Source organism: Mesorhizobium sp. WSM4810 (assembly GCF_055811235.1).
This window is the reverse complement of sequence record NZ_JBVVQV010000045.1, coordinates 1-26,214: the sequence shown is the minus strand read 5'-3', so window position 1 is coordinate 26,214 and position 26,214 is coordinate 1. Positions and strand designations below refer to the sequence as shown.

The window sequence follows — 26,214 nt, the reverse complement described above, 5'->3', positions numbered from 1 at the left end:
TTCCCGCCCAAATTCTTCCTATTCCCGCAACGCCCGCCGCAGGATCTTGCCGACCGGCGTCTTCGGCAGTTCGGTCCGAAACTCGATGTATTTTGGCCGCTTGTAACCGGTCAGGTTCTCGCGGCAATAGACAGTCAGCACCTCTGCGGTCAGCGACGGGTCCTTCTTGACGACGAACAGCTTCGGCACTTCGCCTGAATGCTCGTCCGGCACGCCGATCGCGGCCACTTCGAGCACGCCCGGATGCAGCGCCACCACTTCCTCGAGTTCGTTCGGATAGACGTTGAAGCCGGACACAAGGATCATGTCTTTCTTGCGGTCGACGATCTTGGTGAAGCCGCGCTCGTCCATGAAGCCCATGTCGCCCGACTTGAAGAAACCGTCCTTGGTCATCACCTTGGCGGTCTCGTCCGGCCGGTTCCAGTAACCGGCCATCACCTGTGGTCCGCGGATGCAGATCTCGCCGACTTCGCCGGGCGGCAAATCATTGCCGTCTTCGTCGCGGATGGCGATCTCGGTCGAGGGCAGCGGCAGGCCGATCGTGCCGGTGAAGTTGCCGTCGCTGAATGTGTTGGCGGTGGCCACCGGCGAGGTTTCCGAAAGCCCGTAGCCCTCGGTGACCGGGCAGCCGGTCAACGCCTTCCAGCGTTCGGCGACACCCTTCTGCACCGCCATGCCGCCACCCAGCGTCAGGATCAGCGGCCTGAAGTCGAGCTTGCGGAAATCCTCATTGTTGAGCAGCGCGTTGAACAGCGTGTTGAGGCCTGGAAAGATGTGGATCGGGTATTTGCCGAGTTGCTTGACGAAGCCGGGAATGTCGCGCGGATTGGGAATGAGTATGTTCTGGCCACCCAGTTGCATGCCCATCAGCGCGTTCACCGTCAGCGCGAAGATATGATAGAGCGGCAGCGCGCAGATGAAGTTGAGATGCGCCGGCTTGGGCTTGACCGTGAAGGCGTCCTCGATCCACAGCGCGTTCTGCGCGACGTTGGCCAGCACGTTGCTGTGCAGCAGCACCGCGCCCTTCGAGATGCCGGTGGTGCCGCCGGTATATTGCAGGAAGGCGACGTCGTCGGCAGCGACCTTCGCCGGCTTGAAATTCATGCCGGCGGCTGCCTTCAACGCTGCGTTGAACTTGACATGGCCCGGCAGCGACCAGGCCGGCACCATCTTCTTCACGCGGCGCACGACGAGATTGACGATCGTCCCCTTCAGGCCGCCAAGCATGTCGCCCATCGCCGCGACCACGACATGCTTGACCGCCGTTTTGGCGATCACCGCCTGCAAGGTGCTGGCGAAATTCTCGAGAATGACGATGGCTTGCGCGCCGGAATCCTTGAGCTGATGTTCCAGCTCGCGCGGCGTGTAGAGCGGGTTGACGTTGACCATGACATAGCCAGCGCGCAGCACTGCCATCATCGCAACCGGATATTGCAGCACGTTCGGCATCATCAGCGCCACGCGTGCGCCTTTCGGCAGTCCCGTCGATTGCAGATAGGCGCCGAAGGCGGCCGATTGCCGCTCGACTTCCGCATAGGTGATGGTCTTGCCCATGCAGGTAAAGGCAGGCCGGCTGGCGTACTGCTTGCAGACGTCGGCGAGCAGATCGCCGATGGAGCCGAAGGGCAGAGCGCCGATCTCGGCCGGAACGACTTTCGGATAGCTTTTGAGCCAGGGTTTTTCCGGCAATCCGGCGGCAACCACATTCGGCAGCCTTGTGGCCGGACCTGGGTTTGACGTCGATGCAGCCGCTGTCGGTGCTGCCTTCGCCGCTGGTTTGGCGGCGGCGGGCTTTGCGCCACCCTTGGCGGGCACCGCGGCCGCCTTCGGCTTGGCTTTGGCCGTCGGCGCTTTTAGCTTGTCGGGGCTGGCCGGTTTCGCAGCAGTTTTGGCCTTGGCTGTCGCTGGTGCCGTCGTCCTTGGTGTTTTTGCCACTCGTCCCTCCCTCGATTGTTCTTATTGTCTCTGCCTGCTCGCCGCGTCGCCTCCGAATGACAGAGACGTCCTCCACTGCTGCCGGCATCCAGGAAATCCAGCCTGTCATCTATGTATTGCGACTATCGGCAGCCGTGCAAGTCTGTGCCTGCGGCAAGGTGGGAAGAAATCGTCCGCGGCAACGACCAGCCGAAGGTCGCAGTTCCTCACCAACGCCGGGTTGAAGATCAATAAAAAAATGCAGTCGTTAACATTACCGTGATAGGCGGTAACTGACATTTTTTTCTCCTTTTTGGCGAGTGCGCAGAAATAAATTCTGCTTCCCATGGGGTAGGCAAACGGGGTGTTCCAAAGCCGGAAAAACGGTGCTTATATGCGCGCTTCACGAGCCTGATAGAGGGGCTTGGAAGAACATCAGGGAGTCCTCCATGAAAAAGAAACTGACTTTTGCGGCCGCGTTGCTGGCCGCAAGCGTCCTCGGCGGCATGGCCAATGCCAAGCAGCTGGTCTACTGCTCGGAGGCGTCGCCGGCCGGCTTCGACCCGTCGCCGTGGAGCGGTGGCAACGATTTCGACGCGTCGTCGCGCACTATCTATTCGCGCCTGGTCGAGTTCGAACACGGCAAGACCACCATCACGCCTGGCCTCGCCGAGAGCTGGACGGTTTCCGACGACGGTCTCGAATACACGTTCAAGCTTCGGCCGGGCGTGAAGTTCCAGACCACCGACTACTTCACGCCGACGCGCGATCTCAACGCCGACGACGTGATCTTCTCCTTCGAGCGCCAGTGGAAGAAGGAAAACCCGTGGTTCGACTATCTGGCAGGCACCGGCTGGGAATATTTTGCCGGCATGGGCTTCCCGGATCTTCTCAAGGAAATCGTCAAGGTCGACGACCTGACGGTGAAGTTCGTGCTGAACAAGCCTGAGGTCGCTTTTCTGCCGGATCTCGGCATGGATTTCGCTTCGATCGTCTCCAAGGAATATGCCGACCAGCTCGACAAGGCTGGCACCAGGCAGCAATTCACCCAAAAGCCGATCGGCACCGGTCCGTTCCAGTTCGTCGACTACCAGGTCGACGCGGTCATCCGCTATGCGGCATGGGACGGCTACTATGGCGGCCGCCAGAAGATCGACGATCTGATCTTTGCCATCACCACCGATCCGGCCGTGCGCGCGCAGAAGCTGAAGGCGGGCGAGTGCGATATCATGTCGTACCCGGCGCCGGCCGACATTGCCGGCCTGAAAGCCGACCCGAACCTCAAGGTCGACGAGCAGGAAGGCCTGAACATCGGCTACATGGCCTACAACACGACGCAGGCGCCCTTCGACAAGGTCGAGGTCCGCAAGGCCCTCAACATGGCCGTCAACAAGCAGGCCATTCTCGATGCCGTCTATCAGGGCGCTGGCCAGGCGGCGATAAACCCGATCCCGCCGACGATGTGGTCCTATAACAAGGAGGTCAAGGACGATCCCTACGATCCCGACGCGGCCAAGAAGATGCTGACTGATGCCGGCGTCACGGATCTGTCGATGAAGATCTGGGCAATGCCGGTCAGCCGCCCGTACAATCCGAATGCCCAACGGGTCGCGGAACTGATCCAGGCCGACTACGCCAAGATCGGCGTGAAGGCCGAGATCGTCAGCTACGAATGGACCGAGTATCGCGAACGCGGCAAGCAGAAGGACCGTGACGGGGCCTTCCAGCTCGGCTGGACCGGCGACAATGGCGACCCGGACAACTTCCTGTTCCTGCTCGGCTGCGATGCCATCGGCCAGTCCAACTATGCGATCTGGTGCAACCAGGAGTTCGAAGCCCTCCTGCAGAAGGGCAAGGCGACCACGGACGTCGCCGAGCGCACCAAGATCTACGAGGAGGCTCAGGTCGTGTTCAAGCGTGAGGCGCCGTGGCTGACCATCGCCCATTCCAAGGTCTTCATGCCGATGAACAAGAAAGTTACGGGCTTCGTCATGGATCCGCTCGGCATCCACCGGTTTGACGGCGTCGACGTCGCCGAATAACTGCTGAGAAATAGAACGGCGACGCTGGACTTAAAGCGCCGCCGTTCTATGAAGCAAGATGCTCCGCTATCTCCTCCACAAGCTCGCCTTGATCATCCCGACCGTGTTCGGCATATCGCTGGCGGCGTTCGCTTTCGTCCGGCTTTTGCCGGGCGACCCGATCACGGCCCTGGCCGGCGAGCGCGGCGTCAGCCCGGAACGCTACGCCGAGCTTGTCGAGCGGTTTGGCTACAACCGGCCCTATGTCGTCCAGTATCTCGAGTATATCGGCAGGGTCCTGACCGGCGACTTCGGCATATCGCTCGCCACCAAGCGGCCGGTGCTCGGTGAATTCCAAGCGCTGTTTCCGGCGACGCTGGAACTGGCGACGATCGCGCTGATCATCGCCGTGCTCATCGGCATTCCCGCCGGCATCTTCGCCGCGGTCAAGCGCGGATCCTGGTTCGACCAGGCGACGATGGGCGTGGCGCTGACCGGCTATTCGATGCCGATCTTCTGGTGGGGACTGCTGCTCATCATCTTCTTCTCCGGCTATCTCGGCTGGACGCCGGTTTCCGGCCGCATCGGCCTTCAATATTTCTTCAAGCCGACGACGGGGTTCATGCTGATCGACAGCCTGATCTCCGGCAAGAGCGGCGCTTTCAGGTCCGCCGCCAGTCATCTTGTCCTGCCGGCGATCGTGCTGGCGACAATCCCGCTCGCCGTCATAGCGCGCCAGACGCGGTCGGCGATGCTGGAGGTGCTGGGCGAAGACTATGTCCGCACCGCCCGCGCCAAGGGCCTGGCGCCGCGTCGCGTCATCGGGCTCCACGCTTTTCGCAATGCGCTGATCCCCGTCGTCACCACCATCGGCCTGCAGGTCGGCACGCTGATGGCGGGCGCCATCCTGACCGAAACGATCTTTTCCTGGCCTGGTATCGGCAAGTGGATGATCGACGCGATCGCCAAGCGCGACTATGTTGTCGTCCAGAGCGGCTTGCTGATCATCGCGCTGATCGTCATGGCGGTGAACCTGATCGTCGACGTGCTCTACGCCGTCATCAACCCACGTATCCGGGTGCAGTGAGATGACCGACCAAACCACGGCAGAAGCCACCGCCGCCTCCATTCCGACCGGCGGCCGGCAACGCGCCTTCACCGAGTTCTGGCATTACTACTCGATGAACACCGGCGCCGTCATCGGCCTGGTCGTGTTCACTGCGCTGGTGCTGGTGGCGATCTTCGCGCCGTTGGTCGCGCCGCATTCGCCTGACGAACAGTTCCGCGATGCGCTGCTGGCGCCGCCGGCCTGGCAGGAGGGCGGCAGATCGACGTTCCTGCTCGGCACCGACGCCGTTGGCCGCGACATGCTTTCGCGGCTGATTTTCGGGGCTCGGTTCTCGCTGTTCATCGGTCTGGTCGTCGTTGTTTTCTCGCTGACCAGCGGTATCGTCCTCGGCGTGCTCGCCGGCTATTTCCGCGGCTGGGTCGATACGCTGATCATGCGCGTCATGGACGTCATCCTGGCCTTCCCGTCGCTGCTGCTTGCCCTGGTTCTGGTGGCGATCCTCGGACCCGGCCTGTTCAACGCCATGCTGGCGATCGCGCTGGTGCTGCAGCCGCATTTCGCGCGGCTCACCCGTGCGGCGGTGATGGCCGAAAAGAACCGCGAATATGTGATCTCCGCCAAGGTGGCTGGTGCCAGCCATCTCAGGCTGATGGTGAAGACGATCCTGCCGAACTGCATGGCGCCGCTGATCGTGCAGGCGACGCTGTCCTTCTCCAACGCCATTCTCGAGGCCGCGGCTCTTGGCTTCCTTGGCGTCGGCGCGCAGCCGCCAACCCCGGAATGGGGCACCATGCTGGCCACGGCGCGCGAGTTCATCCTGCGCGCGCCATGGGTGGTGACCTTCCCCGGCCTTGCCATCCTGATCACGGTGCTTGCGATCAACCTGATCGGCGATGGCCTGCGCGATGCCTTCGACCCCAAGCTGAAGAGGTCGTGACCATGCCTCTTCTCGAGATCAAGAACCTCACCGTGTCGTTTGATACCGCCGCCGGACCATTCATGGCCGTGCAAGGCATCGACCTGTCGATCGAGCCGCGCGAGGTGCTGGCGATCGTCGGCGAATCCGGCTCCGGCAAATCGGTGGCGATGCTCGCGGTGATGGGGCTGTTGCCGAACACGGCGACGGTAAAGGCCGATCGCATGGCCTTCGACGGCATCGACCTGCTTGAGCTCAGCCCGTCCGAGCGCCGCAAGATCGTCGGCAAGGACATCTCGATGATCTTCCAGGAGCCGATCGCCAGCCTCAACCCGTGCTTCACCGCTGGTTTCCAGATCGAGGAGGTGCTGCGCTTCCATTTGGGCATGGACCGCGCCCAGCGCCGGGCCCGTGCCATCGAACTGATGAAGCTGGTCGGCATCGCCGATCCGGAAGAGCGGCTGAACTCATTCCCGCACCAGATGTCGGGCGGCCAGTGCCAGCGCGTCATGATCGCCATCGCCATCGCCTGCAATCCGAAGCTGCTGATCGCCGATGAGCCGACCACCGCGCTCGACGTCACCATCCAGAAGCAGATTCTCGACCTTTTGGTTGGCTTGCAGGCCAAATACGGCATGGGCCTGATCATGATCACCCACAATATGGGCGTCGTGGCCGAGACCGCCGACCGCGTCATCGTCCAGTACAAGGGCCGCAAGATGGAAGAGGCCGACGTTCTGTCGCTGTTCGAGCAGCCGAAGAGCAACTACACGCGGGCGCTGCTGTCGGCGCTGCCGGAAAACGCCGTCGGCGACCGGCTGCCGACCATTTCCGACATGCTGTTCGAACCGGCCCCCTCTGCTGCGGGAACCGGGCCTGCTGCTGGAAGCGGGCCTGCAACGGGAGCCGCGTCATGAGCGTGACGGTTCTCGAAGGCAAGAACATCGTGCGCGACTACCATGTCGGCGGCGGCCTATTTCGTCCCTCGCGCACGGTGCACGCGGTCAAGGGCGTTTCGTTCAGCGTCGAAAAGGGCAAGACGCTGGCCATCGTCGGCGAAAGCGGCTGCGGCAAGTCAACGCTCGCACGTATCATAACCCTGATCGATCCCGCGACAGCGGGCGAGCTCTTCATCGACAGCAACAAGGTCGACATCGCCAGGAATGGGCTGACGAAGGAGATGCGCCGCAAGGTGCAGATCGTCTTCCAGAACCCTTACGGTTCGCTCAATCCGCGCCAGAAGATCGGCGACGTGTTGGGCGAGCCGCTGCTCATCAACACCGACACGCCAGCCGACGAACGGCGCGATCTCGCCATGAAGATGCTGAAGAAGGTCGGCCTCGGACCGGAGCATTACAACCGTTACCCGCACATGTTCTCGGGCGGCCAGCGCCAGCGCATCGCCATTGCCCGCGCGCTGATGCTCAATCCGAGCCTTTTGGTGCTCGACGAGCCGGTCTCGGCGCTCGATCTGTCGGTGCAGGCGCAGGTGCTCAACCTGCTCGCCGACCTGCAGGACGAATTCGAACTGACCTATGTCTTCATCAGCCACGACCTGTCGGTGGTGCGCTACATCGCCGACGATGTGATGGTCATGTATTATGGCGAGGCCGTCGAATACGGCTCACGCGACGAGGTCTTTGCCCACCCCAAGCACAGCTACACCAAAACGCTGTTTGCGGCGACGCCGCGCGCCGACGTCGCCAGCATCAAGGCGAGGCTGGCGAAGAAGAAGGCCGCCTGACGCCGCAATTGCGGGACCCAGCCCATGCTGAGGTTCAGGGCGCCGGCTGATCAAAGCGACCGCGATTCCTACGGAATGCAGTGCTTCTCGACGTCACGCGCGGTGAACTCTGCTGCTCGCCGCCATGCTTCGTCGGTATCTCCCCGGTAAGTCAGGTATCGATCGCAGACAGGTTTGTTGTTGCTCAAATCCAGCACTGCAAACTTCACCCAGCCGACCAGCGTGCTCATCTTGTGCACCTGACCGATCAGGAGATATTTCGCGCTGGCTGTTTTTGCCTTTTTCGAGAGATCGACAAGGCCGGGGTCCTTGATGGTGCACTGTTCTGCCTGACAGGGTAACGCGACGAGCTTGATCTTCTCCGAAAGGCCATCCTGCAACGCAACACCAAATGCCTTCAGTCGCGCTTCGTGTTCGGCGGTCTGGTCCCTGACTTCGCCTGATGTATCCCTGAACTCGAAATCCGCGACGGCGAGGGTCGCTGGCTCGACGACATCGGCAAAAGCGGCCGGCGCAAGTAGACCAGCGCCCATCAGGATCAGGAAAAATTGTCCACACTCAAAAAGTCGAAATCGAACTTCCGCACTTTGCACCTTGAGCATCTCGTTTCTCCGAGGTTAGGACGATACCCATCCCAATGACGGTGCCGATTTGTCTCTTCGCGCTGCTGGAAGACGCGGAAGCGGGCGCAGACTACCCGGTTGCGTCGCGACGTCAACTTTCAACCCGTTACTGGGTGGACTCCACCTCCGCGACAACCAGCTTGCCTTTGGCGCGCGAGATTTCGAGTGCCTGTCCGGCCCCTGCCAATTCGCCGGGAACCGAGATCACGAATGCCTGGCCCTCACTGAGGGTCGCGACGAAGCGTACCGGCAGGTTTTCTTCGCCCGCCGCCATCGTGGTGACCACCCGATAGCCGTCCTCCGCCTCGGTGTAGTAGACGACGCCGTGAAAATTGCCGAGATCGACGGTCCCACCCTGACGGGCCGTGAGTTCGCCGGCAGAAGCGGAACCTGCCACGACGCAAAGCGCCGCAAGTGCTGTGTATCTGAACATCGTGTTTCTCTCCATTTGGAATTGTCGTTTGGGTGGGTGGTCGCCTGCGGCTGCATCCCCCAAAATTACGCTGCGAGCTGATCCTCACGGGCAGCCGCGATCATTACGCTGGCGAGCAACCCGTAGGCCGCCTCCCAAGCCTCGCGGACAGCCGGCGTAAAAGCCGTGCCGAGGCCGGCCGCCAGCGTCTCGATGAGCGCTTGTCCGACGATCGGGTAATGACGCTCCTCGACACCGTAAGTCACGTGACGCCTGGCGAGCACGCGCACCGTCGGCAGGATGGTGTCGGCTCGGTCCAGTCCATGCACGACGAAGCCGAGGCTCGCTATCAGCTTGGCGCCTTGCTTGGTCATGTCTGTCACCGGAAACAGCGCGCGAAGATCCGCGTCGATCGCGAACAGGCGCTCGTAGAACAGCGCGGCGGCGGCCACGCGGATCGGCACGATCTCGCGAAAACTGTCCTGGACAAGTCTGGTCTGGTCGGGTGTCATCGGCGACGCTCCTGCGTTCCTGGTCTTGCGGCGACCATCGCCCCAAAGCGTTTCGCATGCATGTCGCCTGCGCCTGGATGTGTTTCAGTTGTGTCTCAATTGGTTTCAGTTCGCGCTCATTTGACTTCTTTATCTAGAGGCACGCCGAGAGTGCCAGGCCGAACTCTCGCCGACCTCGACCTGGCCATAGCTGAAAACCTGGGGCGCGGCGCCAACTTGGAACTGCATCGGCAGTCGGTCATTATATCGGGGAGCCGGCGGCTCCTCCCCTATGCCTCCGTTCGGATGGAGAAATCATGCTGCGGATATTCATTGCTTCGTCTTTTCTTCTCGCCTTCGGTGCGCCCTCGACCACGCTCGCGCAGGACAGCAGCATCGAGAGCGAAACAGGCCGCGTTGCGGTCGAGACCTTTGCCGAAGGGCTCGAGCATCCCTGGGGCGCGATCTACCTGCCCGACGGCGCGTTGCTGGTCACCGAGCGTCCGGGGCGCCTGCGGCTCGTCTCGACCGACGGGGCCGTTTCCGACCCGATCGACGGTGTGCCGGACGTCCTTGCCAGCGGACAAGGCGGTCTGCTGGATGTGGCGCTCGATCCGGACTTTGCCGACAACCGGACGGTTTATCTCTCCTATTCGGAGGAACGCGGCGGCGGCGCGGCCACCTCGGTCGGCCGTGGACGCCTAGACGAGAACGGCAGCGCGCTTTCGAACTTCGAAGTGATCTTCCGGCAGGAACCAGCCGTATCCAGCCGGCTGCACTACGGCTCCCGCCTGGTATTCGCGCCGGACGGCAAGCTCTTCGTCACGCTCGGTGAGCGCGGCAAGATGCGAGAGGCGCAGGACCCGAACAATCATCTCGGCACGATCGTCCGCATCAACCCCGATGGTTCCGTGCCTGACGACAATCCCTTCGTCGGCAAGGACGGCGCCGACGAGATCTGGTCCTACGGCCATCGCAATGTGCAAAGTGCTGCGCTCCATCCCGAAACCGGCGTGCTCTGGACGGCGGAAATGGGACCGCTCGGCGGCGATGAGCTGAACATTCCGCAAGCGGGCAGGAATCACGGCTGGCCCGAGGTCAGCTGGGGCCGGCACTATTCTGGCGAACGCATCCCCGAGCCGTCCACGCGGCCGGAGTTTGCCGACTCCATCCATAGCTGGACGCCCGTCATCTCGCCTTCTGGCATGACCTTCTACACCGGCGACATGTTTGCCGATTGGAGAGGCGACCTCTTGATTGGCGGACTGTCGGCGGAAGGCATCGTTCGTGTCAGGATCGACGGAAAGCAGGTCGCCGGCGAGGAAGTCCTCGCTCTCGGCAGGCGTATCCGGGACGTGGTGCAGGCTCCCGACGGCGCGGTCATGGCGTTGACCGACGAACCAGCGGGAAGGATATTGCGACTGACGCCGGGAGCGTCGCAATGATGCCGCGCGGTGCGACAGGCGCGTTTTCTGAACTGGTCGCTCTACCCTCGGAATCCCGCTAAGCCTTGAGAAATATTAGTGTCGCTTAGTGACGCGAAGACCTGAGTGAAATTCAAAAGTCCTGCATTTGCCACAGAAATTGCTGATTTTGTTGCGCTCTGCGTGACGCTGAACTCATTCGAGGACGGGATTAGACTGCGGCCCGGCGAAGTGGGTCCGAATATTCTGTCCGGCTTCTTTAGAAAGCTAAAGGCCAGTTCTCCGCGCGGCAGTCGCGACCCTGGCCGACAAATCGCCCGACAGTGCCGCTGCGAGCCTGACGGGTGCGCCTGTAGCGGCAACGCTAGCCAACTACCCGACAGCCTTACGTCCAGGTGCATGACTGAAGCGGCCGGTGCCGGTGGTCGTCGGTACCTCGGCGAGCACGCCTCATGTACTGTCTAGATTTGCCGGCCTAGCCGGTCCTGTGGGCGTAGCTAATGACGTTCTTTGTCTTCTTGCACGTGGAGCAGACCTCTTTTCGTCGGCTGAATCCGAATGCGCAGGCAAGCTCTCGTGTCTTGTGATTGGCGTGCTGGCGAATTGACAGTTCGATACTGTCCGCAATGCAGTCGTCGCAAACGGCGCGGGGAGCTTTCCCTTGGATGAACTCCCGTACAGTGTCCAAGACCGTCATGTGCTATCCATTGCTTGAGGGGCTACAGCTGCAGTTTGAGTTTCAAAGGCTTCCGGGAGCGGCAGGGCTGCCGAGCCTGTCCCATGCTTCTTGATACTGAGGAAGCGCATAGGACTTTGGCTGTAGCCAATACGATATCGTGCCAGTTGCACTCATTCCCCGATGCGCTGCGGCTTTCACTTCGTCCTTCGTGAGGACATAGCACGTTGGTGCTGCGGTGTTCGCATTGATCGTTACAACCCACCAATCTGAGCGAAGGGTGTCCAGCGAACCACCCAGCGGCACTGGGTCTTTCTTCGATAGAGCTTTTGACTGAATCGGTAGGACGCGGCTCTCATCGTCGCTTGCGGCATAGAGGTCTGCGCCCCGTGCGTTTCGCACGGTGGGCATGACATGCCAACCGCGCCGCGATAGTTCCCGCGCTACGTGGTACAGACCGGCGTTGCCAGTCAGCTGATGTCGCATTTCAACCCCCTTTATTAGACTTGCCGCTTTCGGTACGGTCCGTGCTCGCCCGGCCTGCGGCGCGACGCCCGTAGACATTCATATTTCCAACGGCGGTAATAGTCACAATCAGTCCCAGGGAGGGGCCGGTCCCGATTTTCGGCACGGAGGGATACACGTCGGAGAAAACGTTGCTTCGAAATCCCGCCAGATTTTTTCTGACTCCCTGCTGTTTCACCGCGCACGTCAAGGCGACCTGGAGCGCAAATAAGTCGCCCAACCACAAACAGCCTTGTCGTGACGATAAATGGCCTGACAGCGGCATATCCCCGACAGCCAGCATAGACGCGCGGCATCCGACACGTGCAGCATCAGACTTCTTTGAGCAGGCTGAAGAACTCTGCCTTCGCCTACGAAACGTCTCCCTTTGATCGTTACCGTCGTCTGGGCTGCGCGCCTTCAGCAGCGCGCGATTGCTGAGTTTCGCGACGGCTCCCATCTTGCCTGCCTTAAAGCCTTTCAATTGCGAGTCGCACATTGGCAGCCCCTTGACTGCCGGCACGAGTTAGATACCTTTCCAGCGCGTCTTGAGAGAAGCGGCCCCTGGGGCCTTTGGATAAGCCGCATGATAACCGACGACTTTACGTCGAAGAGAAGCAAGAAGCAGCACGACTGCCCGACATAACTCCCGAACAACAACAACCCGGCCTGCCGCCCGCGACGGGCGTTGCGGCCCCTAAAGAGTAACGGAGAAGGTCATGCCTAAACTTGTTGAGTATCAGGATGGCGAGGTGGACGTGAAATCGCGCAATCCGCTGAGGGGAGCGCTTGCGCTAGCCTTCTCGGTCTACGCAAGGCCTTCGACCGGATGCCCCTTTGTCACCAGGAGATCCCCCATCGAAATCGCACCGTCCGCGTCATTCGGGTTCAACTCTACGGCCCGCCTGGCGTGATGCTCGGCGACGTCAAGTTCGCGCACGTATAGAAGAACTTGTCCGAGGATGCGGTGGCAACCGCCCTCCTGCGGGTCCAGGTCGACGCCACGCCTCGCCATCACGCTTGACGCTCTTCTTATGTCCAGGGGGGCAGCCCCATAGCCGTGGAGGGCAATCCGGGCGAGCGCGAGATAGGAGTGCGCCAAGGCGTAGTTCGGATCGTTTGCGATGGCCTTCTCAAGGAAGGTGCAGGCTTGCCGATTGTCGTCCTCTGAGTAACCTCTGAAACGCGCGATGCCCCGCAGAAGGAAGTCATAGGCTGCGAGGCTGACTGTTGGCTTGCGCAGCGATTGCTTGAGTTTTGCGTCCTCGATCCGCCCAACAAGCGTCGAAACGATGGTCATGGTGACCTCGTCCTGTACCGCGAAGATGTCGTCGAGACTGCGGTCGTACCGTTCGGCCCAAAGATGCGCCCAGGTCGCCGCCTCGATCAGCTGCGCGGTGATCCGCACGCGTGCCCCGGCCCGCCGCACACTGCCTTCGAGAAGATAAGACACGCAAAGCTGCCGTCCGATCTCGGCGAGGCTGGTCGCCTTGCCGCGAAAGGCAAAGGACGAGTTGCGGGCGATCACGAACAGCGAGCGGAAGTGCGCCAGGCCGGTGACGATGTCTTCGGTTATGCCGTCGCTGAAGTATGTGTCTTCGGGCTGGCCACTTAGATTGTCGAATGGAAGCACTGCGATGGATGGCCTGTCAGGCAAGGCCAACGGCGCAACGGTGTCTCCGAGACCCGGCTCCCTGGTCCAGCGCCAGACGCGGACCGGCTGCGCGATGTTCTTCAGCGGGCGCTCGCCGGTGTCTTCAAAGGCGAAGTCAGTCTTGCCGGCCAACTGTTTCTGCACCGCATCGGCAATGCAAATGCCCCCAGGCTCCGCCAGTGCCTCAAGCCGCGCGGCGATGTTGACGCCGTCTCCGAGTAGGTCGCCGTCGTCCACGACGACGTCACCGACGTTGATCCCGATGCGGTACACAATACGGCTCTCAGGCGGGACCTCCCGCTGATGGATAGCCGTCCCTTCCTGCATGGCGACAGCACAGGCCACAGCCTCGACAACGGAGCCAAACTCCACGATTGCGCCGTCCCCCATCAGCTTGACGATGTCGGCGATCAGCGGCTCTATGATTCGCGATCGAATGGCCCTCATTGCAGTAAGCGTGCGCGCCTCATCCGTTTCAATCAGGCGTGAATATGCCACGATGTCGGCGGCCATGATCGCGGCAAGCCGCCGTTCCGCTCTTACAACTGGCATACGTGCCTTCCTGCACAGCCAACAGGTGAGCTCTAATCTTCGCAGCTTTAACGACGGGCAGCAATCGAAACAGTGGCAACCATCGGCGAAGTGGTTCAATGACTGCTCATAGTAAAACCAGCCATTCGGACTACCAGCGCCGAACGGCTGCTGATGGCGCGACCGAGCCACGCACGGTGTTGGATCGACTTCGTCGCCTGAAACGCCTTGTACGGCCGGCCCGGGTGGAATGTTGCCATTCGTCTCGTCGACCGGAACGAGCAGGTAGCGCCATTAACGGACTAAGAGTAAATTCTTAACCCGCACTTGGTCGGTACAGAAATTATCGAATCGATTAGTTTCATAAGGCCGCCGCAATTGGCCGAATCCCGTCAAGGAACTGAAGCAGTTATTGCCATACGGGCCCTTAGTAGCCCCGTTCAAGGTCTACGAGATTGGTGATGTCATTGCCCAACTTGATCTGCTCGCACAGACCTGCCACCTGCGCTATGCCCGAATAGACCCAATAGCTTGCCACATGTGGTGTGATGGTCACCTTCGGATGGGCCCATAGCGGGCTCGCCTGGTCGAGCGGTTCCGAGGTAAAAACATCGAGGCAGGCGCCTGACAGTTGCCCAGCGTCAATGGCGTGCAGAAGTGCAGCCTCGTCGACGTGTGCTCCGCGTCCGACATTAACGAGGTAGGCGCCGCGCTTCATCAGACGGAAAGTCTCGGAATTAAGTATTCCTCGAGTTTCGGTGGTCAGCGGCAGCGCGCAGACGACGAAGTCTCGTTCAGCCAAGGCCTCTTTAAGCGCTGGGGCACCAGCGTAACAGGCCACATCGGCGATTTGCTTAGGGTTGCGGGACCACGCCGCCGAGCGATATCCCAGCTCGGCGAAGAGTCGCGCGGCCCATCCACCGATACGCCCAGCCCCAAGGATAACGATGCCGGTCTCGCTGATCTTCCGTGGCGCGATGGGGCGCCATCTCTTCTGGGTCTGTTGGACAGCATATTCAAATACATGGCGTTGCTGGCACAGTACTCTGAGAACAATGTACTGCACAACCTCCGAGGCAAGTTTGCGGGTCGCCAAACGTACGACGCCAACGCCCGCAGGCAGCTCACCCAGTTGCAAGCCGTCTATGCCCGCGCCGAGATAGGCAACTGCACGCAATCGCGTCATACCTTCAAAAAACCCGCGCGGCGTACCCTTATCGATCAGCACCAAGTCAATGTCGCCGGGATCGCCGTGATGGGGCCATAATCGGAAGTCGAGGCCAGAAACGCGCGCCTTGAGAGATCGCGCCCACTCCCCCGCGTCGATATAGTCGGGATAATCATTCACCATCAGTAAAGTGAGCGCTTTCACCAATACCTCCCAGACACTCTGTTCGACGTACATCCGCCGGAATGGGTCGAAGCGGCTATCCGGGCACGCCAGCCATGCGCATCGCCTCTGCGAAGTGATCACGATCTTCTTGACGGCGGAACGGGTTGTTGTCGAGCAGAAGCTGGATGCATCCTTTGGCTGCTTGCTCAACGCCCCCCGGCCTTGCCTTCAGCCTCGCTACTGCTTTTTCCGCCCATAACTTTGCCTCGGCAAGCCTATCAAGCTTGGCAAGTATAGCTGCGCGGAAAAAAGTTGAATCGATAGTAGTCAGGGACTCTGATCCGCGCGGCTAGGGCCTCGGGATACCGCCTTGCGGTAAATAGGGCAGTCGCCTGAAAGGCGATATACCAATCGGCGTATCGTGGATTGAGACGCATTGCCGCTTCGCCGCAGGCAACCGCCTTTTCCGCTTCACCATACATTGCGAGCATGTAGCTGGCATTGGTGAGGCTGTCGGCATCGTTAGGGTTGAGCATGATGGCGCGATCCACATGTTTCTTCATGCGCTCATAGTCGCCGCGATAGAGGCAAGGCCATGCCAGCGCGATGTGGGCTTGATAATCGGCTTCATCGAGCGCGAGGGCCCGTTTGGCGCAATCAAAGGCCATGTCATAAGCGCCTCTACCTTCTGCCGCAATTAGCAAATCAAGCGCTTCCATCTGGTAGGTCACCGCTAAACCGGAATAGGCGCGCGAAAAGCTTGGGTCTGTGGCAGCAGCCTTTTCGAAGTGTTGGCGCGCTTCAAGATTGTTCTGACCCACCGTCCACAAGAGACGTTTGCCGCGCAACCAATGATCATAGGCGATGAGGTTTTCAGGCTGCTTACGCTTAGCCCGCTCCAAGGAAACGTCTTCGAGGCCCACCGCCAGCATGCCCACGATCCTCTGGGTTATCTCGTCCTGAACCGCAAACATATCGGCAATTTCTCGATCATAGCGCTCCGCCCAGATGTGGCTGCCGGTCTCAGCGTCGATGAGCTGCGCGGTGATGCGCAGACGATTCCCGGCGCGACGAACGCTTCCCTCGAGTACATAGGTCACGCCCAAGTCGCGTGCCACGTCGGGGATCTTCATCGTCCGTGCCTTGTAGGTGAAAGAGGAATTCCGGGCGATGACGGACAACGACCGAAAGCGCGAAAGTTCGGTAATGATGTCCTCTGTGATGCCGTCGGAGAAGTACTCCTGCTCTGGATCGCCGCTCATATTGACAAACGGCAAGACGGCGATCCACGACTTATCGGGTAGCGACAGTGCGCGACGCACCAAGGCAGAGGTATCGGCTAGGCGCACTCGGCAAACGCGCACCAGCTGCTCGATGTTCTTCAGCGCCTGCTCGCCCATACTCCTCGAACTGCAGACCGAGCCGGTTGCCGAGGTGGTCACGCACTGTGCCCGACACCGCTATGCCACCGGCCGGGGCGACGCTCTCAAGCCTAGCCGCAATATTCACTCCGTCTCCGAAGATGTCCTCGCCTTCGACGATGACATCGCCCAGGTTGACCCCGATCCGCAGTCGGATCGCGCGGTCCTCTGGCATGTCGGCGTTGCGCGCCTCCAGCCGCCGCTGGATGTCGACCGCACAGGCAACGGCGTTAACAACGCTCGGGAACTCAGCCAGGACCCATCGCCGGTCGCCTTGAAAATCCTACCCATGTGTTCGGCGATCTTTGGATCGACCAGCTCGGCCCGCAGCGCTCTCAGCTTAGTCAGCGTGCCCATCTCGTCATGGCCCATGAGCCGGCTGTAACCGACCACATCGGCAGCGAGTATGGCCGCCAAACGGCGCTGCACGCTCGGACTCCTCCCACGTGTGACGGCTCCGCTTGGGAGCCCAGTCAACTACACAATACCAGCGCCTTATGTCAGGGCAATCGGGCGCTCGGATATGATCCCTCCCATCGGCAGAGCCATTAGAAGCTACGACACGTTCGGGCGGAATGACAGCTTTGGGTCATGGGCGTGATTCAGCCGGGGGCGAACGAGCTTCCGCTTAGGGTCGAGTCGAGCCGTTTCGCGAAGGGCAGCTTTTGAGAAGAGCCATGAATGGCAGCAAATGGCGCTACCTGCTCGTTCCTGTCGACGAGACAAATGGCAACATTCCACCCGCATGGAACGTAGGAGGCGTCACGGCTATGGAGGCCAACCGAGTGCTCCGATCGGCTTGGTTGCGCCAGCTTCTCACCTTGGCGAATAGCATCTCGAACGTCGTGTTTGGACCGCACGGCGGACGTTCGCAAATGCGATCGCTGCTGCTCTCGTGATCGAGCAACGAGAGCATTGGTCTCGGAAGGGCGGCGCCGTGATGGTGTCATTGGGGATTGGCGGGGATCGCACCTTCGACCGAACTCTCAGGCCTGAGCCCAAGACGAACGGGCGTGCGTCGGCGATCATTCTTGGGGATAGTTTTCCTCAATGAGTTTTCCAAACCGCCATAAACAGCGCGGCGACCACAGGTCCCAAGACGAAGCCGCTGATGCCAAGGACACTGAGCCCGCCCAAGGTGGAGAAGAGCACCAAGTAGTCGGGCATCTTCGTCTGGCGACCCACTACCATTGGCCGCAAGACCATTGTCTGACATGCTGATCACGAAAGTCCCGAATGCCGAGAGGATCAGTCCCTTGATCCAGGCCCCGCCGACGATGAGGATCACTGCCGCCGGCACCCAGATCAGGGCTGTGCCTACAGCAGGCAGGACTGAGACCATTGCCATCACAGCGCCCCAGAACACTGCCCCGTTTATGCCGAGAACGGCGAAGATCAAACCGCCGAGCGCACCCTGAACCAGCCCGACGATGAACGTTCCCTTCAGCGTGGCAATCGACACGTCGGCGAACTTTTTGAAGAGGAGCTGCTTCTGATTAGTCGGGAGTGGCTCCGCTCTGAACACTTGCCGGTACATGTCCTCTCCGTCCCGAAGAATGAAAAACAGGAGATAGAGCATCAGGAAAAAGTTGATCAGAAAGGCGGCTGCGTTCTGGCCTGCGCTGAGGAACAACGAAAGCACGAATTCGCTACTGCGTAGTATCGCCGATTGGAGCTTTTCAGTGATTGCGCCGAGATCGATCCCGATCCCGGTCATCAATTGCCCAAGCTCAGGCTGGAACAGGTTTTCCAGTCTGAGAAGCTCCGCGCCAGGATCGACGGCGCCACTCTGGATGCGGGTGTAGAGCGACACGCCCTCGCGGATGACCATGGAGCCCAGGAGAAGCGCCGGGATCTGGACGAAGACGAAGATCGCCAGCACTGTCAACGCGGCCGCAAGGCTGGGCCGCCCGGATAGCCGCGAGTCGATCCATTTCATCAGCGGGTGGAACAGAATGCCGATCACGATGGCCCAGAATATCGGCTGCCAGACGACACCCAGGACGTTCGCAAGCGCGACGGTTGCACCTATGGCCAATAGGATCAGGATGGCGTTGGGACTCAGGGACAACGCCTTGGCTCCTCCTTAAAATGGTGCAAAGGGCCAAGCCCATGCAGTGCGGCTTTCAACCACCGAGCGCGATCGTAAGTGCAACAATGGCGCTTCCGAGGACGGCCATTGCGAGGCCGGTCAGCCAGGGGGCGATGTTCCTCGCACGGATGAAGTCCGATCATAGTTATATAGCGCCATCCTTCGCGCGAGCGGTAGGAACCGTTGTCGGGGCCAATTGCCCAATTTTCCACCATCGCGGAATAGCCGTTCAGAGAAATGTGGCTGAAGATCGTTGAGGCGTACGCGAATGGCAAGGTCGCGCCGATACCGTTGAAAAAGTCCGTGACCAAGCGCAGGATTGTTCGTCGTCTCCGCGTGGCTTGATTCGCGGCGGGGGAAAGCCGCCCAGATAGTCAACGTCAGGTCACGACGCGTTGAAGGCACTGGCAGAGGCCAGCACAAGCGAGCATTAGACACGCTGCGGGCGACGAGCATACCTCGCTACGCCGGCGCATCGACCGATCGCAACTGAACGGAGGTGAACAATGAGCACGACACGTCCAGCCGGGCCAATAGCCGGCAGAATGATGCTTCATGCGCTGGCGCGGAACTGGTGGCTGATCCTGCTGCGCGGCATCTGTGGGATTCTGTTCGGCGTGCTGACCTTCATCTGGCCGGGTATCTCGCTTGTGACGCTCGTCCTGCTCTACGGCGCCTTTGCGCTCGTCGACGGCGTGCTGGCGCTCATTGCAGCCATCAAGGGCGGGGCGCCGGCGCCGCGATGGTGGCTGGCGCTGGTCGGCGTGCTCGGCATCCTTGCGGGTCTGGTCGCGATGGCCTTGCCGGGCATGACCGCGATCGTGCTTGTCTTGTTTATAGCCGGCTGGATGATCGCCACCGGCGTCATGCAGATCATCGGCGCGATCCGGCTCAGGAAGGAGATCGACAACGAGTGGTGGCTGGTCGCGGCGGGAGCGCTATCCGTGCTGGTCGGCGCAATCATCGCGATAGCTCCGGGCGCCGGGGCGCTCGGTCTGCTCTGGGTCATCGGCGCCTATGCCATCGTCTTCGGCGTGATGCTGGTCGGGCTGGCGTTCCGGCTGCGCAGGCACAGCCATGAGGGCCACGCCCATGGGGCGGCCGCATAATGCCGGACCCGCTTCCCTCCCGGAACGAAGGCGTGGCGAAGTCGGTCGTCCGCGACTTTGTCGCGAGGGTGACGAAGGACGGCGGCCCGGACTGCGTGCCGCCGGCCGAACGCATCGCGCCAACCTTGACCGCTACCAGATCGTCAAAGGTTGGCTCGACAAGAATGGCAATCTGCACGAGAAAATCTACGATGTCGCATGGTCGGGCGACCGCAAGCCAGGCGGCGACGGCAAATTTCGTTCGGTAGGCAGCACCGTCGATGTGGAGAATGCGACCTGGACGAATACGATCAGCGCGCCCGAGCTCATCAAGGTGTGGAAAAACCCGGAGTTCGACCCGAGCTTGCCCGCCCTCTACTGCGACCGAGTGATCGAGATTCCGACGCCGCGCCGGACTGCCTACGATGCCAAGCGATATGGGGTCGACTCTCTGCCGGGGACAGCAATGACGATCACCGAGCGAGCCTACGCATCGCCGATCTGGTACACGCCGCTGACCTTGCGCGGTGTCTCAATTCACCCCTTTCCAGACCTTCTTCCAACAAAACAGGAAGGCCTGGCTTGGGTCAGATCGCGTCATGCAACGCTCGCAACTGAATGACCGTAGAGAGCGAAAAGTTGCCCTTGGCTCATCTGCGCGAGCAGGTCGCGCCAGACATTGCTGGCGCCTGCTTCGGCGGAGTGACCAGATCCACCTGCTGGCACAGGGCTTTGCAGTCACCTTTCCGCTAACCCGCCTTCAGGTCGAGAAGTTCCACATCGTGTTCTTCGCGCTTCCGGGCCAGTTCGAAGATCCGCTGTGCGGGCGCCGGCCCGAAACGGGAATCGCGCGTGAAACCAATGATGACCGCGATTTTCAGCTTGGACATGTTGCTACCTCATGCTCCCGATCACGGAAGTCTACGAAAGGAACGTAGGGAGAAGCAGAAGTCGGCAAGATCGTTTTGTAGACAGTGATGGGCTCAAAGGCCGTATGATAGGAGCTTGGCGATTGCCCCTCGGAAGCCTATCTGTCGTTTGAATGACGCCGCGAGGAATGATGCCGGCTCAACGATCCGAACTCGCTGAAGCATCGCTGTCGACTGGTCCGGTGGGGTTGGAATATCCGCCTGATCTCCAGTTGGTCCGGCGCCGACCCATTTCGCTAGTCACGGCAGATGATGGCACGGCGCTCGACTGGCTGATGTCGGGGACGGCAGCATCCGCCGGACCGGCAGAGCTGCTGGACGGCGTCATCGCCCGACTGGTCGCGGCAGGCCAGCCGATCGAGCGGGCAACGCTCAACATGTCGACGCTGCATCCGCAGCTTGTGGGCATCACGGCGCACTGGCACGGAGATCTCGGTGTCTGTGATGAGGTGGAAGTCAACGCGCATGTCCGCGAAACAACCGACTACCTGACCAGCCCCCTCAGGCCGATCATCGAGGAGGGCCGGTCAATTCGGGTGAACCCCCAGGATTCAGTGGCGCAGTCGACATACCCGATCATGCGGACCCTCGCGGAGGCCGGATACACGGACTATTGGGGCTTCGCGCTGAAGCGGGACGACCGCCAGTTTACGCTGATGACGCTTGCCACACGGCAAGCAGGGGGCTTTTCCCGCGCCACCATCGAAGCCGTCGAGGCGTTGCGCCCGGCTCTGGCGCTCAATGTCGAGATCGTCTCGCGTGGCAAGATCGCGGAGCACGTGCTCGATGCGTATCTCGGCCGACGCATTGGCAAGCGGGTCCTCGCCGGTGACATAAGGCGCGGATTTGGCGAGACCATCGAGGCGGTCATCTGGGTATCCGACATGCGCAACTTCACCGGCCTCTCGGATCGCATCGATAGCGCCGAGATGATCCGGCTGCTGAACGCCTTTTTCGAAGGTCTCGTGGATGCGGTGCATGAACAAGGCGGTGAGGTCCTGAAATTTGTCGGTGACGGCATGCTGGCGGCCTTCCCCATTTTCGGCACGCAGTCGGCGCCGGCCGCCGCCGCTGCGGCACTCGCCGCCGCTCGGAACGGTTTGGTTGCGGTGGACAGCCTGAACGAGGCTCAGTCCGGCGAGCCGTCGCGCGACCTTTCCTGGCGGCCGCTCAGCATGGGAATTGCGCTGCATCGCGGTCCCGTATTCTTCGGCAATATCGGATCCAGGGATCGGCTCGACTTCACCGCCATTGGGCGCACTGTCAATCTGGCGGCGCGGATCGAACCGCTATCGAAAACGACCGGGCGGCGCTTGCTCCTGTCCGACAGGGTTGCTGAATTGATCGAAGAGCCCGTCGAGGAACTGGGCGACTTCCCCATCCGAGGCATCCCTGACCCTGTGAGCCTGTTCACCGTAACGGAACACGGACTCTGACGCCGCTGGTTGAAGCGACGCATTGGAGCTCCAAACCTCGCGTCAGCCGGGTTCGGCGGTCGCAATGCGCAACATGGTCGCCAAACGCCGCGAAGCTGCAAACACAATCGGCAAAGGTGGAGCCGCAGCGGGTCCGACGGTCTTCCTGTCTTGGAAAGTCCAAGCGCACCTACCATCAGCAGCTGTGGCCTCCAGTACGAGCGGCGTCCCCCTCATTAGGCTGGGCTCCTGTCAATGCCGCTTTCCGGTTCGCGAAGACCCGTTAGTGCCCGGCGGCCACCGCTTTTGTGCTGGGCCAACCTCGCCGGACCGCGTCTATTGCGATCACCACCACAGCATCGCTACTGCCGTCGATCCTCGTCGACCCCGTTCGGGGTTCCACCTCGCCCAACGACGCGCCGCGTAAACCAGGTGGCGGGCGGCGGCCCTGAACCGGTCTCAAGGGCTTGACGCGATGGCTCCACGTCAGGTCGCACACCGCCGATCAGTGCAGTGGGAGACCGCAGACCATGCACTTCTGTTGAAGCGAGCGGTGGGTATTTGTGATCATTACCTCCCCAGCTGTCGACTGGGCCTGCCGCTGAAACCAGCCTGCATATCGGGTAGGCCCCACATTCGACCCCACCCCCGCCCGAGCGCGTGCCGGCGACCGGCCGTCCCGGCAGCGGCTATCTCGCAAGCCGACGTGCAGCGTCAAAACTCCACCAGCTGGCCGCCGCCAACGCCGAAATGGATGGGAAGTTGCCATTCGGCTCAACAGCCAGAACGAGCACGTTGCGCCACTACCGGTCATTCGCAGCGCGCCTCGTTAGCTGACCTTCAGCCACCGGCAGGAGTCGACCCCCTTTTGCGGACACTGGTTGTCATCTGGATAGGAGAACACAGGATAAAGGTTCATGATGCTAACATCCCGATTATTAGCCCGCCCAAGGCCCGGCTGCTCTTGAACGTATAAGCTTCGACACGATGGCCGGGATGGCAGCCTCGAACATCGTCGGCTTGGCGATTATTCTGACCGCGGCGTCCACGCTGCACCCGGGCGGCATCACCGAGATAGAGACCTCGGCACAGGCGGCGGAAGCGCTGCGCCCTCTTGCCGGCCCCTTGCTTCGACGCTCTTCGCCCTAGGCACCGTCGGCACGGGCCTCCTTGCAGTGCCTGTTCTGGCCGGCTCGGCACAGCTTACGCGATCGGCGAAGCGCTACGCTGGCCCACCGGGCTGACGCGAAAGCCCCTGAAAGCACAAGCCTTCAACGGAACAATCATGCTCGCGACCGTGATCGGGGCGGTGCTCAACTTCACGCCGATAAATCCGATAAAGGCGCTTGTCTGGACGGCGGTGATCAACGGCATCGTCGCCGTTCCGGTCATGGGGATCATGATGTATTTCGCCACACGCCGGGATGTCCTCGGGCAGTTCGTCGTCACCGGGGTGCTCAAATCGCTTGGATGGCTGACCACCGTCGTGATGGCTGTGGCTGTTGTAACGATGGGGGTGGCCGCCTTCGCCTGACGTGCCGGGCGTAGGAGGGGCCCGATTCCCTGGCAAATCAAATTCGGTCAATCTTCGCGGCCTGCCTGCATGTCCTTCACAGTATTTGGCGATCGGGCGAGCCGTTTCGTTGGTCAGCGTTAGCCATTCCGGCATGATGCCCGATCCAACCGCTCGACTACGCCGTCAGGCGTGAGGGAGGCGTGCGGGGCAAAGATGCAGCCGATTGCGCAGCGAGCCGATGGGAAGGCGTCTACCGGCTGTGGAATTCAAATGCCGATTACGCGGGTCGATCCCACGCTGCGGAAACCGGGTTTGGACATCACCGCGTCCATCTTGCCCACCTGGACCGGGGCCTGAGCTTGGCGGCATGGCGGAGTTGCTCCCAATTGATCGCATCTTCGACTATCCGGCCATCTTGGCATTCCGTCGAACGCGTTCATCGACGCACCCATTTTCCTTCGTTCACGCGTGAGATGTGCGATCGATTTCATTTCGGAGCCGGCCATGCTTATTTTCCTTGGCTACTGGAACTTTCAGTGAGAGCGCATGTTGGTTTCCCAGCTATGGGAGAGAAACCATGAACAAGGATGAAGTGAAGCGCTCTGCGAAAAGCGGCGAAGTGAAGGCAAAGCCTGGCAAACCGGCTGGTGACAAGAAAATGAGTGCCGGCGGAACTGCCGGCAAGCTTGACGAAAGCACCAAGAAGGGCCTTGGGAAGACCGAGGACAAGATCAAGGATCGTCTCAAGGGTTGATCAGACGTCAGGGCCGCAACCGTATCGCGGCCCTGCTGCCTAGACCCTTACATTCGGATCGTTGACGGTCACCGACCGCAGCACCTACACAGCCTGTTCTCACCCGCATCAGTGACTTCAGGCTCGTCGGTCATTTGCCGCTTGCCAAGTTCACGGAACTCGCGACCTTGTTCGGCGGCGATGCCGGTTTCCCGCACCAAGCCTTGGATATGCATTAAGGTCGGACTTAGAGCGCTAAACAACTCTGCCGGTTGGGACGTCAACGGCCGATTCTGCACAATAACGGTTGCGGCGATCGCGCCGCCATGTTTCTGATGGACTACAGCATGGAGCAAAAAGTTGCCTACGATCCGGTCGTCACCCGGATGGTTCGCTCGCTCAAGCCAGAAGATTGCTGACGGCTGGTCCGCACAATCCTTGGAACTTCGAGGGCACGGACCCGTTTTTGCTCCATACCGACGGGAAGGAGCAAATCATGACAAACCAGGACCCCGACATTCGTGAGACCCACGATCTTATCGCCAGCGACATGGTCGTCGGCACCAACGTCTATGACATCCAGGGAAATCACATCGGGCAGGTCGAAAGGCTGATCCTCGAGAAGAGGGGCGGCAGGGTATCCTATGCCGTTCTCAGCTTTGGTGGTTTTCTTGGAATTGGCGACGACTACTATCCGCTGCCGTGGCAGAAGCTCGACTATGACGAGAGCCTTGCAGGCTTCCGCATTGACATCACGAAGGAGCAAGTTGAAGGCGCTCCGCGCTATGCTCGCGACCAGGATTTCGACTGGAATGCCGAGAGTGGCCGCCGCGTTTACGACTACTACGGCGTCCGACCGTATTGGGTGTAGCGAAGCCTCTATTGCGCGTTCGTGCCGGCAAGGCGAGTTGGACCGACGGGCCCTTCGCAGAGACCAAGGAGCATCTGGGTGGCTTACTGCTCATCGAGCGAAGAACCTTGCGGAGGCGACGGAGATCGCGGAGCGGGACTCGCTCGCTCGGATGGGGGCGATCGAGGTGCGCGAGACCGCCGGTTTTTTAGCTTCGAAATGCCCCGGCTACTTCCACCAGCCGCAAACGTCCGCTTCCGTGACGCCAATAGGCGGCCGGAATGGCCGATTCGGGTCATGCGCGCTGGTTGGGCCCGAATGTCCGGTTTCTGAAAGTAAAATCGGTCCCGGAAGGTCCGGTCAGGGTCAGGTTTTACCGTTCGAGCTGGCCACCGGAATGGGCAACTAGCGCCAGAAACGGATCTATAGGCTGGTCAAACTCAAGGTCGTGTTCGACCATTTCCGGACCTTCATGTACCATGTGCGGAGGGCCGGCAATTAGGTCGAAGCAGCATACCGCTCAGCCTTGGATGCCGTGACGACGAGAACGGGCATATCGAGCGCTACAGCGCCGCCCGCCCGTTGCCCTCATGCAATTTATGTGAACGGAACGTCGCCACAGGCATTCACCGGGGCGGTTCCGTGCTGAACGCGAAGAACCTGCGCGCAGGCGATGCCGCTGTGCCGTGCCAATCGGCAGCTTTGCCCATTCCAAGATTGCGGGTCCCTGATATATTACTCTGACCATCTGGTTCGCAGGATCCGTTTTGCGCATATGCAGCCATTCTGTTCGGATCGCCGCCGGCAGCTTTCGTGATGCGCAAATCGCCACAAACGAGCGGCGCTGGAAGGGACTTT

General features: G+C 60.9%; 22 protein-coding genes and 3 pseudogenes. 14 read left to right on the top strand and 11 right to left on the bottom strand.

The features are described 5' to 3' along the window. Positions 1-18: 18 nt before the first annotated feature. On the bottom strand, positions 19-1,935 hold the full coding sequence (locus AC0L3O_RS33610) for a long-chain-fatty-acid--CoA ligase (protein ID WP_473536472.1): 1,917 nt from the start codon (positions 1,933-1,935) through the stop codon (positions 19-21). A gap of 428 nt (positions 1,936-2,363) precedes the next feature. Between AC0L3O_RS33610 and AC0L3O_RS33605 the strand changes: the two genes are divergently transcribed. Genes AC0L3O_RS33605 through AC0L3O_RS33585 form a run of 5 tightly spaced genes read left to right on the top strand, consistent with a single transcriptional unit; the run spans position 2,364 to position 7,664 of the window. Then, the gene (locus tag AC0L3O_RS33605; protein WP_023802896.1) at positions 2,364-3,956 is read left to right on the top strand and encodes an ABC transporter substrate-binding protein; all 1,593 of its coding nucleotides are present in this window, start codon (positions 2,364-2,366) and stop codon (positions 3,954-3,956) included. 58 nt (positions 3,957-4,014) lie between these two features. Then, positions 4,015-5,022: an ABC transporter permease subunit gene (locus AC0L3O_RS33600; RefSeq protein ID WP_023802897.1), complete on the top strand. Its 1,008-nt coding sequence runs from the start codon at positions 4,015-4,017 to the stop codon at positions 5,020-5,022. 1 nt (position 5,023) lies between these two features. Then, the gene (locus AC0L3O_RS33595; RefSeq protein ID WP_023802898.1) at positions 5,024-5,941 is read left to right on the top strand and encodes an ABC transporter permease subunit; all 918 of its coding nucleotides are present in this window, start codon (positions 5,024-5,026) and stop codon (positions 5,939-5,941) included. Positions 5,942-5,943: 2 nt separating this feature from the next. Then, positions 5,944-6,837 carry an ABC transporter ATP-binding protein gene (locus tag AC0L3O_RS33590; protein ID WP_023802899.1) on the top strand — a complete coding sequence of 298 codons (894 nt, stop codon included), beginning with the start codon at positions 5,944-5,946 and terminating at the stop codon, positions 6,835-6,837. Further along, positions 6,834-7,664 carry a dipeptide ABC transporter ATP-binding protein gene (locus tag AC0L3O_RS33585; protein ID WP_473617887.1) on the top strand — a complete coding sequence of 277 codons (831 nt, stop codon included), beginning with the start codon at positions 6,834-6,836 and terminating at the stop codon, positions 7,662-7,664. The genes AC0L3O_RS33590 and AC0L3O_RS33585 overlap by 4 nt, the downstream gene beginning before the upstream one ends. Positions 7,665-7,732: 68 nt before the next feature. Here AC0L3O_RS33585 and AC0L3O_RS33580 read toward each other — a convergent pair whose 3' ends face one another. The 3 genes from AC0L3O_RS33580 to AC0L3O_RS33570 all read right to left on the bottom strand — a co-directional run bounded on the left by AC0L3O_RS33580 (position 7,733) and on the right by AC0L3O_RS33570 (position 9,211). Then, the gene (locus AC0L3O_RS33580; protein ID WP_023802901.1) at positions 7,733-8,266 is read right to left on the bottom strand and encodes a DUF2380 domain-containing protein; all 534 of its coding nucleotides are present in this window, start codon (positions 8,264-8,266) and stop codon (positions 7,733-7,735) included. Between the two features lie 127 nt (positions 8,267-8,393). Beyond that, the gene (locus AC0L3O_RS33575; protein ID WP_023802902.1) at positions 8,394-8,720 is read right to left on the bottom strand and encodes a hypothetical protein; all 327 of its coding nucleotides are present in this window, start codon (positions 8,718-8,720) and stop codon (positions 8,394-8,396) included. A 65-nt stretch (positions 8,721-8,785) separates the two neighbouring features. Next, positions 8,786-9,211, bottom strand: a complete 426-nt coding sequence (locus tag AC0L3O_RS33570) for a globin family protein (protein WP_023802903.1) — start codon at positions 9,209-9,211, stop codon at positions 8,786-8,788. A 296-nt stretch (positions 9,212-9,507) separates the two neighbouring features. Between AC0L3O_RS33570 and AC0L3O_RS33565 the strand changes: the two genes are divergently transcribed. Then, positions 9,508-10,635, top strand: coding sequence for a PQQ-dependent sugar dehydrogenase (locus AC0L3O_RS33565; RefSeq protein ID WP_473617885.1), 1,128 nt, complete (start codon positions 9,508-9,510; stop codon positions 10,633-10,635). A gap of 1,967 nt (positions 10,636-12,602) precedes the next feature. On the opposite strand, the gene AC0L3O_RS33560 is transcribed toward AC0L3O_RS33565, so the two are convergent. The 4 genes from AC0L3O_RS33560 to AC0L3O_RS33545 form a co-directional block, all read right to left on the bottom strand. After that, complete coding sequence (locus AC0L3O_RS33560; protein ID WP_473617884.1) at positions 12,603-14,000, bottom strand: adenylate/guanylate cyclase domain-containing protein; 1,398 nt, start codon at positions 13,998-14,000, stop codon at positions 12,603-12,605. Positions 14,001-14,406: 406 nt separating this feature from the next. Continuing rightward, a complete protein-coding gene (locus AC0L3O_RS33555) occupies positions 14,407-15,522 on the bottom strand; it encodes a 2-hydroxyacid dehydrogenase (RefSeq protein WP_473617882.1) in 1,116 nt (371 codons plus the stop codon). Positions 15,523-15,590: 68 nt separating this feature from the next. Then, a complete protein-coding gene (locus tag AC0L3O_RS33550) occupies positions 15,591-16,712 on the bottom strand; it encodes a tetratricopeptide repeat protein (protein ID WP_473617888.1) in 1,122 nt (373 codons plus the stop codon). Then, complete coding sequence (locus AC0L3O_RS33545; protein WP_473536465.1) at positions 16,606-16,908, bottom strand: adenylate/guanylate cyclase domain-containing protein; 303 nt, start codon at positions 16,906-16,908, stop codon at positions 16,606-16,608. Before AC0L3O_RS33545 ends, AC0L3O_RS33550 begins: the two co-directional genes overlap by 107 nt. A 502-nt stretch (positions 16,909-17,410) precedes the next feature. On the opposite strand from AC0L3O_RS33545, the gene AC0L3O_RS33540 reads away from it, so the two are divergent. Then, a complete protein-coding gene (locus tag AC0L3O_RS33540; RefSeq protein ID WP_128244413.1) occupies positions 17,411-17,632 on the top strand; it encodes a hypothetical protein in 222 nt (73 codons plus the stop codon). Between the two features lie 47 nt (positions 17,633-17,679). Here AC0L3O_RS33540 and AC0L3O_RS33535 read toward each other — a convergent pair whose 3' ends face one another. Further along, entirely contained in the window at positions 17,680-18,804 is a 1,125-nt protein-coding gene (locus AC0L3O_RS33535) for an AI-2E family transporter (protein ID WP_473536464.1), read from the bottom strand. Positions 18,805-19,331: 527 nt separating this feature from the next. On the opposite strand from AC0L3O_RS33535, the gene AC0L3O_RS33530 reads away from it, so the two are divergent. Continuing rightward, entirely contained in the window at positions 19,332-19,934 is a 603-nt protein-coding gene (locus tag AC0L3O_RS33530; protein WP_287282882.1) for an HdeD family acid-resistance protein, read from the top strand. Between the two features lie 118 nt (positions 19,935-20,052). Beyond that, a pseudogene (locus AC0L3O_RS33525) lies at positions 20,053-20,427 on the top strand (DUF3604 domain-containing protein); the annotation flags it as partial. Between the two features lie 235 nt (positions 20,428-20,662). Here the strand turns inward: AC0L3O_RS33525 and AC0L3O_RS33520 are convergent. Next, positions 20,663-20,803: an NADPH-dependent FMN reductase family protein gene (locus tag AC0L3O_RS33520; RefSeq protein ID WP_287173815.1), complete on the bottom strand. Its 141-nt coding sequence runs from the start codon at positions 20,801-20,803 to the stop codon at positions 20,663-20,665. A gap of 170 nt (positions 20,804-20,973) precedes the next feature. On the opposite strand from AC0L3O_RS33520, the gene AC0L3O_RS33515 reads away from it, so the two are divergent. The 5 genes and pseudogenes from AC0L3O_RS33515 to AC0L3O_RS33495 form a co-directional block, all read left to right on the top strand. Beyond that, positions 20,974-22,278: an adenylate/guanylate cyclase domain-containing protein gene (locus AC0L3O_RS33515; RefSeq protein ID WP_473617881.1), complete on the top strand. Its 1,305-nt coding sequence runs from the start codon at positions 20,974-20,976 to the stop codon at positions 22,276-22,278. Between the two features lie 921 nt (positions 22,279-23,199). Beyond that, positions 23,200-23,791, top strand: a pseudogene (locus tag AC0L3O_RS33510) (divalent metal cation transporter); the annotation flags it as partial. 559 nt (positions 23,792-24,350) lie between these two features. Further along, positions 24,351-24,527: a hypothetical protein gene (locus AC0L3O_RS33505; protein ID WP_023799002.1), complete on the top strand. Its 177-nt coding sequence runs from the start codon at positions 24,351-24,353 to the stop codon at positions 24,525-24,527. Between the two features lie 475 nt (positions 24,528-25,002). Beyond that, entirely contained in the window at positions 25,003-25,377 is a 375-nt protein-coding gene (locus tag AC0L3O_RS33500; protein ID WP_023799003.1) for a PRC-barrel domain-containing protein, read from the top strand. A gap of 11 nt (positions 25,378-25,388) precedes the next feature. Next, positions 25,389-25,564, top strand: a pseudogene (locus AC0L3O_RS33495) (YciI family protein); the annotation flags it as partial. Positions 25,565-25,982: 418 nt separating this feature from the next. On the opposite strand, the gene AC0L3O_RS33490 reads toward AC0L3O_RS33495, so the two are convergent. Beyond that, a partial coding sequence (locus tag AC0L3O_RS33490; RefSeq protein WP_473617880.1) for a hypothetical protein occupies positions 25,983-26,214 on the bottom strand: 232 nt, incomplete at its 5' end.

What these genes read in the sequence shown, in the direction of transcription:
- AC0L3O_RS33565 (WP_473617885.1), top strand. Translation starts at nt 9,508, where the DNA reads ATGCTGCGGATATTCATTGCTTCGTCTTTTCTTCTCGCCTTCGGTGCG.
- AC0L3O_RS33605 (WP_023802896.1), top strand. Translation starts at nt 2,364, where the DNA reads ATGAAAAAGAAACTGACTTTTGCGGCCGCGTTGCTGGCCGCAAGCGTC.
- AC0L3O_RS33515 (WP_473617881.1), top strand. Translation starts at nt 20,974, where the DNA reads ATGCCGGCTCAACGATCCGAACTCGCTGAAGCATCGCTGTCGACTGGT.
- AC0L3O_RS33545 (WP_473536465.1), bottom strand. Translation starts at nt 16,908, where the DNA reads ATGCCAGAGGACCGCGCGATCCGACTGCGGATCGGGGTCAACCTGGGC.
- AC0L3O_RS33595 (WP_023802898.1), top strand. Translation starts at nt 5,024, where the DNA reads ATGACCGACCAAACCACGGCAGAAGCCACCGCCGCCTCCATTCCGACC.
- AC0L3O_RS33500 (WP_023799003.1), top strand. Translation starts at nt 25,003, where the DNA reads ATGACAAACCAGGACCCCGACATTCGTGAGACCCACGATCTTATCGCC.
- AC0L3O_RS33580 (WP_023802901.1), bottom strand. Translation starts at nt 8,266, where the DNA reads ATGCTCAAGGTGCAAAGTGCGGAAGTTCGATTTCGACTTTTTGAGTGT.
- AC0L3O_RS33540 (WP_128244413.1), top strand. Translation starts at nt 17,411, where the DNA reads ATGAATGGCAGCAAATGGCGCTACCTGCTCGTTCCTGTCGACGAGACA.
- AC0L3O_RS33585 (WP_473617887.1), top strand. Translation starts at nt 6,834, where the DNA reads ATGAGCGTGACGGTTCTCGAAGGCAAGAACATCGTGCGCGACTACCAT.
- AC0L3O_RS33590 (WP_023802899.1), top strand. Translation starts at nt 5,944, where the DNA reads ATGCCTCTTCTCGAGATCAAGAACCTCACCGTGTCGTTTGATACCGCC.
- AC0L3O_RS33530 (WP_287282882.1), top strand. Translation starts at nt 19,332, where the DNA reads ATGAGCACGACACGTCCAGCCGGGCCAATAGCCGGCAGAATGATGCTT.
- AC0L3O_RS33550 (WP_473617888.1), bottom strand. Translation starts at nt 16,712, where the DNA reads ATGGGCGAGCAGGCGCTGAAGAACATCGAGCAGCTGGTGCGCGTTTGC.
- AC0L3O_RS33520 (WP_287173815.1), bottom strand. Translation starts at nt 20,803, where the DNA reads ATGTCCAAGCTGAAAATCGCGGTCATCATTGGTTTCACGCGCGATTCC.
- AC0L3O_RS33505 (WP_023799002.1), top strand. Translation starts at nt 24,351, where the DNA reads ATGAACAAGGATGAAGTGAAGCGCTCTGCGAAAAGCGGCGAAGTGAAG.
- AC0L3O_RS33570 (WP_023802903.1), bottom strand. Translation starts at nt 9,211, where the DNA reads ATGACACCCGACCAGACCAGACTTGTCCAGGACAGTTTTCGCGAGATC.
- AC0L3O_RS33600 (WP_023802897.1), top strand. Translation starts at nt 4,015, where the DNA reads ATGCTCCGCTATCTCCTCCACAAGCTCGCCTTGATCATCCCGACCGTG.
- AC0L3O_RS33560 (WP_473617884.1), bottom strand. Translation starts at nt 14,000, where the DNA reads ATGCCAGTTGTAAGAGCGGAACGGCGGCTTGCCGCGATCATGGCCGCC.
- AC0L3O_RS33575 (WP_023802902.1), bottom strand. Translation starts at nt 8,720, where the DNA reads ATGTTCAGATACACAGCACTTGCGGCGCTTTGCGTCGTGGCAGGTTCC.